Consider the following 9,930-nt stretch of genomic DNA (forward strand, 5'->3'; position numbering starts at 1 on the left):
TGTAGTGACCGTGTTTCTATCCCAATGGGCCGCGGTGCGCCGGGGAGGCGGTTTTTTAGGATCGCTTTCTCCCGCTCCAGCCGGCTGATCCGGGCCTCCAGCTCCTGGATCTTCTGCTGCTCGGGCGTCAGCGCCTTGCTCTTCGGGGTCACGCCTTGGCGTTCCGCCTGGAGCTGTTTCACCCAACGGCGCAAGGCCGAATCCCCCCCAGCGAACGGCAGGCAGGAGGGATCTAGCTTGTGAGTAGGAGATCCACTAAGACCGATACTCATGCTTTCCAGCGCTGACTGGCGCAGCTGAGCCAACTCGCTCTCTGTAGCATCAGACCTGCGGGCGGCAAGACCGCTTAAGAGCCTGCACCTCCTTTTCTCGAGCTAGCGATCACAGTAGCGCGCACTGATCAGTCAGCTGGTCTTTTGGAGCCTGGAGCCTAGAGGTTGCGGCGTACTGGTGTGGGCTTGCTGGGACACCTGGAATGCACCAATTGGCTTGGTTCGCTTGTGCAAAGCCTGCCGCTGCAGCATGGTCTGAGTCGTGCAGAGCATTGCTGGCTGTATTTGCGCGCACAGTCTTTTTTTTGGGCGGCTTGTACGTTAAAATTTTGAAAAATGACGTACGGACGTTTCTCTATGTCGAGCTATGTGCATTCCTTCCCATGTGTGCGGGGAATTCAATCTGGAAGACCATGCTACATCGCAATGTGCCCGATGCGCCTGGTCCCTAGGATTTTTGTCTTCAACGAGGAGAATGTTCCAGCGGATTTGAGGGCTCAGAGGAAGCTGAATCTTGCACGGGTTCCGGAGATCGCTTCGTACCTTGTAGAAAATATAGCGGATTACACGCTTTCTGCGATCACGGCCTCCGTAAACGCTTCTGTCCAGTTCGACCCTTTCTCAGATACGGGGAGTGGGCAGAATATTGGGATACTATCCATACCTATGGATGCGCAGATATTGATCAACGATGGACAGCATCGACGCGCTGCAATAGAGCAAGCCATTCAGGAAAATCCAGAGCTTGGATATGACAATATCCCAGTTTTATTTTTCATTGATGAAGGGCTTCAACGCAGTCAGCAGATGTTTGCTGATCTTAATAAACATGCTGTTCGCCCGAGCGATTCCATCAGCACTCTTTATGATCATCGTGATCATATTTCAGATTTGGCCCGTTACCTTGTTAAAAATGTCGATGTTTTTACACGAATGACTGAGCTGGAAAAATCTAGTCTCTCTCATCGTAGCTCTAAGCTCTTTACATTAAGCGCTATAAAAAATGCATCTAAGACATTGCTCAAAAAGGGTAAGCATGACCATGTCGCTCTGAATGAGAAGGAGCTTTCGGCAGCGTACTGGAATGCAATTGCTAGCCACATGCCCGACTGGCTCAGAGCAAAGAACAAAGATCTATCAACAGCAGATCTTCGGGACAATTACATCCATGCTCATGGGGTAATGCTGCAAGCTATGGGGATCGTAGGGGCTGATTTGATCATTAGGCAAGAGTCTGAATGGTCGCAGATCCTTAAAAATATAAGGGATATTGATTGGTCTCGCTCTAATTCGGAGTGGGAGGGCAGGGCAATGGTGCATGGCCGAATCTCTAAGGCTACTACTAACGTTGTTTTGACCGCGAATCTAATAAAGCAGAAGCTGGGTATATCGCTTTCAACTTCTGAGCAAGAAATCGAGAGAAAGTTGAAGAAATATGAGTGAAGAACAATTTCTTTATAATAGCCATCAGGATTTTCTTGAGGCTACTGTCATCGCTGGCAGGCCGCTCGTAGATTTAATTCGAGAGGTGCAGCATATCTACAAAGCTGATTCCCGGCCTTGGGTTGTTGGCTTTAGTGGTGGTAAAGATTCAACGGTAATACTTTCTCTTGTGTATGCGGCTTTAAATCTTTTGCCTGAGGGCGAGCGACATAAGCATGTCTATGTTGTTTCTTCTGATACTCTGGTAGAGACGCCCGTAGTAGTAGACATGATTCGCAGCACACTTGATTCAATCAATTGTCAGGCGCCTAAAGACAAAGTTCCGATGACTGCCCATGCAGTGATACCGGCTCCTGATGAGACTTTTTGGGTTAATCTTCTAGGAAAAGGATATCCTGCGCCTACAAAAGCGTTCCGTTGGTGCACAGAGCGGATGAAGATTGATCCGGTTAGTGAGTTTATCAAAGATAAAGTTGCTAAGTTCGGAGAGGTTGTTGTGGTTCTGGGCTCGCGCCGCCAGGAAAGCTCAACTCGTGCTCAGGTCATTGCACGGCATCGCATCGATGGGTCGGCACTAGGACGGCATTCCTCACTTCCAAATGCATATACCTATATGCCGATTGAATATTGGTCGTCAGAAGAAGTATGGGAGTACTTAATGAGTGCTCCTCGCCCGTGGGGAGGATCTAACAGAGTCCTGTTTGAGTTGTACAAGGGGTCGAATGCTGGAGAGTGCCCCCTGGTTATCGACACCAACACGCCTTCTTGCGGCAGCTCCCGATTTGGCTGTTGGACTTGCACGGTAGTTACACAAGACAAAGCTATTGAGGGGCTCGTTAATACTGGCGAAGAGTGGATGCGTCCACTGCTTGATTTCAGGAATAATTTACATTTTAGCTCTCTGCCTGAAAACAAGACGGAATATCGAAACTATAAGCGCCGCACAGGTAAGGTAACGTTTGCGCGTGGGGCAATTGACAACGACGATAGTACTGCTACAAAGCATGTTCCTGGGCCTTACTGGATGAGTTATCGTAAGTCTTGGCTTAAGGAGCTTCTGCATATAGAGAAAGATATTCGTGCAGGTGGCCACGACATAGATTTAATTGGCCGGGGCGAGTTGCAGGTTATACGGCAGCAGTGGCTTAAGGATCCGAATGAGCCAGATTGGCTGGACTCCTTGCCCAAAATCTACTCCGAGGTTTATCCAGAAGATCATATTGAGTGGATCAAGAACGATGCTGGAGCTTTTACCGAGCCAGATGCAGTCATTCTTGCTGAGCTGGAGCGCACAAAAGGTGTGCCTGCTGCGCTGATTATGAAGTTAATTGACTCTGAGTTATCGTTTTCAGGTCTGTCACGCCGCAAAGGGATTCTAGACGATCTCCAGCGTGTTTTAGAGCAGGATTGGGGGGGGTTAGAGGCTGCTCTGGAAAGACACTCCTCTCCTCGAGAACAAGATGTATGCCGTAAAGAATTTGAAGTATTGAAACGTGAAGTAGAGGGTCTATTGCAATGATCATAGACTCGCTTTCTGTACTTGATTTTCGAGTTTTTAGTGGACTTCACAATTTTGATCTTGTTCCAAAGCTTAAGAGAGGTAAGCCTGCGCCAATAGTTCTGTTCGGTGGGCTAAATGGAGGTGGTAAGACTACCATCCTGTCTGCTCTTAAGCTGGCGCTATATGGGCGGGGAGTGCTTGGTAGTGGCGCTACGATCTCTGAGTATCATCAGTATCTCAAAGAGTGCATTCATCGAGCTCCTCTTGCTATTGCTCAGCCGAGTAGAGCAGCACTAGAGTTAACCTTTCGATATGCGCAGCATGGGGTCATATCTACTTATCATCTTAAGCGAGATTGGAGTTTTGATCGTTCCGAGAGAGTTAAAGAGGGGCTGATTATCTCTAGGGATGGTCAGGAGCTCGCAGAGCTTTCATATGAGCAAGCTCAATCTTTTTTGAATGAACTTATTCCTATCGGGGTGTCTGAGCTTTTCTTTTTTGATGGTGAGAAAATTTCTAGTCTGGCGGAGGAGACCACTGGCGGCGCTCTCCGAGATTCGATTAACAAGCTTCTAGGGCTCGATATTATCGATCGCCTTGATTCGGATCTATCTATTTTGGTCAGAACTCGGGCAGCTAAAGGGGCGTCTCAGGAACGGAAAGAAAGAATTGCTGCGGCCAATAATGAATATTCTACTGTTAAGGCCAAAATCGAGTCGGCGAAAGAGCGTCTTCTTCAGCTCAAGATTGAAATTGTAGAAACAGAGAAAGTCATTTCTAGTTTCGATGCGCAGATTAAAGCTAGAGGTGGGGCTTGGAGCTCTTCTAGGCAAGAAGAAAGCTTGCAGCTCGAGGTGCTTATAGCGAGAAAAAAAGCCATCGAGGACTCTTTGCATGATCTTGCAAGTGGGCTGTTGCCTTTAGCAATCTCTCGAAAACTTGCTGGCAAATTATTGAATCAGCTGAACTCTGAGCGTGAGGCTCGCAATCTCAAGGAGTTGGCGGGTTTCATTAAGGGGCAAGAGTCTGCATTTATTCAGGCTATGAGAAGAAATCTTCCTCAGTTAATTGACAATGAAGATGCCATAAAGAGTATTTATCTAGAGACTTTTAGTGGGGCTCTGCAAAAGGGTGAAGATGCTGTATCTACTTTGCATGATGCTTCGGACTCTCGAATTGCAGCGACTAAGGATCGGCTGAATAGAGCGCTAAAGATCGATAAGGAGCGTGCTAATGTTTTATCTACAGAGCTTGAAGACATAGACGCTCTTATTGATGCGCTCGGTGAGAACATGGCGCGAGCTCCTGATGAAAACGTATTGATACCTTTGTTTAAGGAACAATCGGTTTATCAGGAAAAATTGGGTGCTCTCAAGGCCTTGAGAACTGCTATAGCCGAGGACGTGAAAAAGCTGCTTTACCAGGCTTCATTTGTAGCGCGACGACTTGATGAGCTGCATTCCGAGGCTTTGAAGTCAGCTGAGAAAGGGAAAATTTTCTCATTGGCCGAGCAGGCGCGTGATGTATTAAAAGAATTTTCAAAGCAAGCTCGTGAAACGAAATTGCGTGAGTTGCAAGCGCAGTTCTTCTCTTCCTTTAATAGGCTTGCTCGAAAAGAGGATCGCCACCTATCTATTTCTGTAGATTCGTCTACTTTTGAAGTCCAGCTTCTTGACGAAAGTGGCGTGGTAATTAAGAAAAGTGAACTATCGGCCGGTGAAAAGCAGATATTCGCTATTTCCATTCTTGAGGCTTTAGCTCGTACTTCAGGAAGAAGCTTGCCGGTAGTAATAGATACGCCTCTTGGGCGATTGGATTCGGTGCATAGAAGAAAGCTGGTAGAGAATTATTTCCCCAAAACAAGTCATCAAGTAATTATTCTTTCTACTGATACAGAGATCGATTACGCTTTCTATGAGGGGCTTAAGTCAAATATATCTCATTCCTATCATCTGGTTTACTCGCCGGACTCACGCTCCACGCGGGTTGAGGAAGGGTATTTTTGGAGAAGCAAGGGGGGCGTATGAATTCTTTTCCGCACAAGTTTAAGATTTCGTCAGCATCCACTGCGAAGCTGAAATATTTAAAATCTAAGACAGGCCTTACTCCAAATATTCTTTGCCGATTTGCTATTTCAACGGCGCTTAAAGATATTAATGGGTTGGGTAATGCTAGTGTTTCTGATCTCGATGGGCAGGAATTCAATGCCCCCACTCTGTTTGGGGAGCACATGGATATCTATGAAGCGCTGTTGAGACAGTTTGTTTTTGAGTGCAGTTTGGAGTGGGATCCTATTAGGTGCGTTGCCTCTTTGGTTGAGGTGGGTTTGCACAAGATGGGGCATGTTAAGTCTTTAAAGGAGGTTGTTCAGCTGGCAATCTGAACGACATTGTTCCTCTTGCTATCTCGATGCAGAGTCGTCTTGGTTTGGTTGGTTAAGGATAGAGAGGGCGGTCGCTGCGATCTTTGATATGGTGTGCGCCCTTTCTGTTCATCCGGATCCATACTAAGTAAATAATTCACTCCTATTACAGGCCAACCTGTAATAGGAGGGACGAAGAATATTTTTTGTTGGCCGGAGACGTTTTGGTTAATAAAGATTCTTTTACGAGGATCATCCGCTTGAGAGATGTTGTCGGCTCAACAGGCCTGGCCCGGTCGACCATCTACAAGCTCATAGGCGCTGGTACGTTCCCAAAGCCAGTTCCATTGACTAGCCGTAGCGTCGGTTGGGTCGAAAGTGAGGTTTACGAGTGGATTCAGGCTAGAATTGCGCACCGAGACCTTTGTTGTACATCTAAAAGGAGCAACCAGCATTGTCACAACCAGAGTTAACATGGGTACACTTTATTGCTGTCTCCGCCGCAGCAGTGGTCATGCTTTATGGCTTGAATATTGTTTATAAGCGCATCAAAGCCAAAGGCCAGGGTTTCGGCCCAAACTCTCTCAAGGCAATTGGTGTTGTTCTGTTCATCCCAACAATTCTGATTCTTGCAATATTGACGAAATTCCAAACCGAAACTCTTGCGGCTCTTCTTGGCACCGTTGCCGGGTACGTGCTCTCAAATAGCAAGCCCGAGGAGTAGGCATGCGCTCATGCATTTACCTTGTTCCCCGAGACTGGTTAGAGCTTACCTCTGAATTTATCGTTGGGTGTTTATGGCTACAGTAGCTAGAGCATGGCGACTGTTCGGATTTGATTTCCGCATTGAGTTTTGGCCGATCCGCAGCGCTTGCAGGCCGAGCGCTTCCCACAAGGAGCCACATGTAGGGATGGACACCAACTGGAGCCACTTGAGTTGCAAGGAATCTGCTGAAGACTGGAAGCTTGAGTGAGTCCAAGCCCTTCAGGTCAGGACAGCCTTCATCCAGGAGTTGCCATGACCCGTTTCCGCTCTATCTACAAGCTGCTGTTGCACTACCCTCCCACGAGCCAAGCGCTGTTCCCATTGCCATGTGGCCTGTGTTATTTGCGATAGCCTGCTGGCAGGGGCCTTAACCTGCCGAGTTTTTGGCATCTCAGGGGCTTGAGATCAGTATGTGGCAGATCTTTCTGGCGGGCTTCGGCGCCTACTTGCTGCTGCTCGGCAAGCATCGTGTTTTCAACCGGCGTCATTTCAAGCGTCACGCAGTCGAGATAGCCGTGTACTGCCGATTGAGCGAGGTTGAACAGAACATGGTTGCAGCAGGCCTGACTGATACCCTTGCGTACAAAGCGGTGAATAGCGAGAGAGTGCGGCTACGCAAGCGACTGGGCTTTTTGGTCGACACCGATGACTTCTATCGCAAGCTGCAAATCCTGATCCGGGTATTCAGCTGGCTGCACCGCAAGCTCAAGAAATACTTCCCCTACTAAACACAGCCCGGGTTCGCAGAGCTGAACCCGGCATCCTCTGTACATGATAAGGAAGTTGGAGTACGCGCCATGACAATCGAGCTGAACACTAAAGCCATCAGAGGACTCACGCGTCTCGCGCTACCTGCTGACGATGGATACATTTACCGGTTAGGGGGCGCGCTGTACTGCTTTGCTTCCCTAAGCAGTTTCATGTCCGAAGTAGCTCACCATCTGGATCCGCTCGTGAACCGTACAGTGCTTCAGGCAAAAACAGGCGGCGAGATCCTGAGCGAATTCCGCAAAAGCGTAAAGAAAGCCAAGGCTTCGAAGCTAGCAGTTGGGCCTATTGGCCGCGTCGCCGCTGACATGTTCCAAGCGCTGAACACCCGACGTTCGGACATCGTGCATGCCTACCCGATTACCAACAAGGCCAGTCAGCAAATTCTGCACCGCCGTTTTGACGAAAAAAATCGATACTTTGAAGTCACGAACGAGTTGCTGGACGAATTCATCAGCAAGCTTCATGACGTGAGCAGCAAGCTATACGAAATCCGCGCCATCATGAAGCCAGAGCTCGGTGACTGAACACCAAACCAGGGCGGCCAGACCGTTGATGGATTTACGAAAGTCAACGGGCTTGGGATAGTGGTAGACCTTCTTCACCTTGGCATCGGGACGCATCATGGGGCTGAACTCCAGTGAGAACGGGCGCTCAGCAACATATTGCCGCCCTGTAAAAGGTGCAGTCTAATCGGTATTGCGCTTTTTTTTGGCGAAAAGCTTCAGGCCTTTTACTTCTAGTTGATGGGTCTCTAGTGCTTGATCAAAGGCTGTACGGCTTAGATTTAGATCCTTTGATAGGTCGAGTCCAAGTGATTTGCCTAATCGTTTTTCTAAGGAGCGCTGTGCCTTATATCCGGCCTCATCCTGGCTCATCAAATAGCTTTTGTTCAGAAGGGGAGGGCGCTTTGAAGTGGCCTAATGATTCTGGACACCCCGATAGGGCGTTAAGCTTCGCCCACAACAGAGGTGTTCATGAGCAGAAGATTCTTCAGTCCCGAGTTCAAACTCGAAGCCGCCAGCCTGGTCCTGGATCAGGGCTATTCGGTGCCGGCGGCCTGCAAGGCCATGGGTGTGGGGCCAACCGCGCTACGACGCTGGGTCGAGCAATTGGGCTTGGAGCGTAGTGGCAAGACGCCTGGGCACAGCAAGGCCCTGACGCCCGAACAGCGGCGTATCCAGGAGCTGGAGGCCCAGGTCCGGCGTTTGGAGCGGGAGAAAGAGATCCTAAAAAACCGCCTCCCCGGCGCACCGCGGCCCATTGGGATAGAAACACGGTCACTACACTGACAGCGCTGGACAGTGGTCGTCTGCTTTTTGGAGGCACCGTCCCCGTCAAAAAACCTGACCCAGGGGAAGCTGCGGACCCGTGAGTGGTGGCGCGTTTCGTGACCCCGTTTAGGAATGTGATCTGATCCGAGTCCCCGTCCAGCACTTCCGGTGAGTGGAGGGTTCTCATGAAGACGTCCAGTTCGCAACGACAGGGTCTGCCAGTGATTCACGAACGTGCAGCCGGCATCGACATCGGTTCGCGCTTCCATGTGGTGGCAGTGCCCGTCGATCTCGCCGAAGAGTCGGTGCAAACGTTCAAGGCGTTTACCGCCGACCTGGAGCGCATGGCCAATTGGCTGGTCGATCTCGGGATCACCACGGTGGCGATGGAGTCGACCGGGGTGTATTGGATTCCGGTCTACGAGATTCTCGAGAGCCATGGCCTGCAGGTCGTGCTGGCCAATGCGCGGGATGCTCGTGCGGTGCCTGGGCGCAAGACCGACGTCAACGACGCCCAATGGATCCAGCGCCTGCATGCCTGTGGCTTGCTGCGTGCCAGCTTCCATCCTGATCGCGAGATCGCCGCGTTGCGCAGTTATCTGCGCTTGCGCGAGCGCCACCTCGATTACGCCGCCGCGCATATCCAGCACATGCAGAAGGCGCTCACCCACATGAACCTGCAATTGCAGCATGTGGTCACCGACATTACCGGGGCCACGGGTATGCGCATCCTTCGGGCCATCGTCGCTGGCGAGCGAGATCCGGCAAGATTGGCGGCCATGCGCGATACCCGCTGCAAGTCCAGTCTCGAGGTCATCCAGAGTGCCTTGGTCGGCAACTACCAACCGGAGCACGTGTTCGCCCTGGCTCAGGCGTTGGCCATGTACGACGCCTACCAGGTGCAGCTCGAGGTTTGTGACCGGCAAATAGCCCAGAGCCTGCAGCGACTCGCCCAGCAAAAGCCGTTGCCCAGTTCGCCGCTGCCGAAACCACGCCACCGCACGCGGCAGCCGAATGCGCTCAACTTCGATGTGCGCGCCTTGCTCTATCAACTGGTCGGCGTCGATCTGACCCAGATCCACGGCATCGGCCCCTACTTGGCACTGCGCCTGGTCGCCGAGTGCGGTACGGATCTGAGCCGCTGGCGTACCGCGCAGCACTTCACCGCCTGGCTGACCCTGGCGCCGGGGTGCCGGATCAGTGGCGGCAAAGTGCTGTCCGCCCACACGCGCAAGACCAAGAATCGGGTCACCGCGCATCTGCGCCTGGCTGCGGTGACCATTGGCAGAACGAACACAGCGTTGGGCGCTTTTTATCGACGCTTATCGGCGCGCATTGGCAAGGCCAAGGCGGTGACCGCCACGGCACGCAAGATCGCCATCCTGTTCTACAACGCCATGCGCTTCGGCATGGCCTATCAGGATCCCGGTGCCGACCACTACGAGCAAAAGTATCGCGAGCGCGTGGTCAAAGGCTTGCACCGGCGGGCTGCTGAGTTTGGCTTCACCCTGCAGGCTGTAGAAGGTGTTTCTTAGGAAGGCTAC

10 protein-coding genes and 2 pseudogenes are annotated in these 9,930 nt (G+C 50.9%); 10 read left to right on the plus strand and 2 right to left on the minus strand.

Annotation, left to right across the window (positions count from 1 at the left end):
• Window positions 1–206 (minus strand): annotated as a pseudogene (locus tag E8F20_RS04305) (transposase); the annotation flags it as partial.
• A 423-nt stretch (window positions 207–629) separates the two neighbouring features.
• Between E8F20_RS04305 and dndB the strand changes: the two are divergent.
• The 8 genes from dndB to E8F20_RS04345 all read left to right on the plus strand — a co-directional run bounded on the left by dndB (window position 630) and on the right by E8F20_RS04345 (window position 7,639).
• Entirely contained in the window at window positions 630–1,715 is a 1,086-nt protein-coding gene (gene dndB, locus E8F20_RS04310) for a DNA sulfur modification protein DndB (protein ID WP_280282599.1), read from the plus strand.
• Entirely contained in the window at window positions 1,708–3,234 is a 1,527-nt protein-coding gene (gene dndC, locus E8F20_RS04315) for a DNA phosphorothioation system sulfurtransferase DndC (RefSeq protein WP_280282600.1), read from the plus strand. Before dndB ends, dndC begins: the two co-directional genes overlap by 8 nt.
• Entirely contained in the window at window positions 3,231–5,243 is a 2,013-nt protein-coding gene (dndD, locus tag E8F20_RS04320) for a DNA sulfur modification protein DndD (RefSeq protein WP_280282601.1), read from the plus strand. Before dndC ends, dndD begins: the two co-directional genes overlap by 4 nt.
• Entirely contained in the window at window positions 5,240–5,599 is a 360-nt protein-coding gene (locus tag E8F20_RS04325) for a DndE family protein (RefSeq protein ID WP_280282602.1), read from the plus strand. The genes dndD and E8F20_RS04325 overlap by 4 nt, the downstream gene beginning before the upstream one ends.
• A 203-nt stretch (window positions 5,600–5,802) precedes the next feature.
• Window positions 5,803–6,051, plus strand: a complete 249-nt coding sequence (locus tag E8F20_RS04330; protein WP_280282608.1) for an AlpA family transcriptional regulator — start codon at window positions 5,803–5,805, stop codon at window positions 6,049–6,051.
• Window positions 6,033–6,302 carry a hypothetical protein gene (locus E8F20_RS04335; RefSeq protein WP_280282603.1) on the plus strand — a complete coding sequence of 90 codons (270 nt, stop codon included), beginning with the start codon at window positions 6,033–6,035 and terminating at the stop codon, window positions 6,300–6,302. The genes E8F20_RS04330 and E8F20_RS04335 overlap by 19 nt, the downstream gene beginning before the upstream one ends.
• A 452-nt stretch (window positions 6,303–6,754) precedes the next feature.
• Window positions 6,755–7,072 (plus strand): hypothetical protein, encoded by a 318-nt coding sequence (locus E8F20_RS04340; RefSeq protein ID WP_280282604.1) that lies wholly within the window; start codon window positions 6,755–6,757, stop codon window positions 7,070–7,072.
• 69 nt (window positions 7,073–7,141) lie between these two features.
• The gene (locus tag E8F20_RS04345) at window positions 7,142–7,639 is read left to right on the plus strand and encodes a hypothetical protein (protein WP_280282605.1); all 498 of its coding nucleotides are present in this window, start codon (window positions 7,142–7,144) and stop codon (window positions 7,637–7,639) included.
• A 162-nt stretch (window positions 7,640–7,801) separates the two neighbouring features.
• Here E8F20_RS04345 and E8F20_RS04350 read toward each other — a convergent pair whose 3' ends face one another.
• A complete protein-coding gene (locus tag E8F20_RS04350; RefSeq protein ID WP_280282606.1) occupies window positions 7,802–7,990 on the minus strand; it encodes a hypothetical protein in 189 nt (62 codons plus the stop codon).
• Window positions 7,991–8,083: 93 nt separating this feature from the next.
• On the opposite strand from E8F20_RS04350, the pseudogene E8F20_RS04355 reads away from it, so the two are divergent.
• Together E8F20_RS04355 and E8F20_RS04360 are read left to right on the plus strand one after the other, a co-directional pair.
• Window positions 8,084–8,347: pseudogene (locus E8F20_RS04355) on the plus strand (transposase); the annotation flags it as partial.
• Between the two features lie 224 nt (window positions 8,348–8,571).
• On the plus strand, window positions 8,572–9,921 hold the full coding sequence (locus E8F20_RS04360; protein WP_280282607.1) for an IS110 family transposase: 1,350 nt from the start codon (window positions 8,572–8,574) through the stop codon (window positions 9,919–9,921).
• Window positions 9,922–9,930: the final 9 nt, after the last annotated feature.

The organism is Pseudomonas sp. BN415, assembly GCF_029871195.1.
In the GTDB taxonomy this organism is placed as follows: Bacteria; Pseudomonadota; Gammaproteobacteria; order Pseudomonadales; family Pseudomonadaceae; genus Metapseudomonas; species Metapseudomonas resinovorans.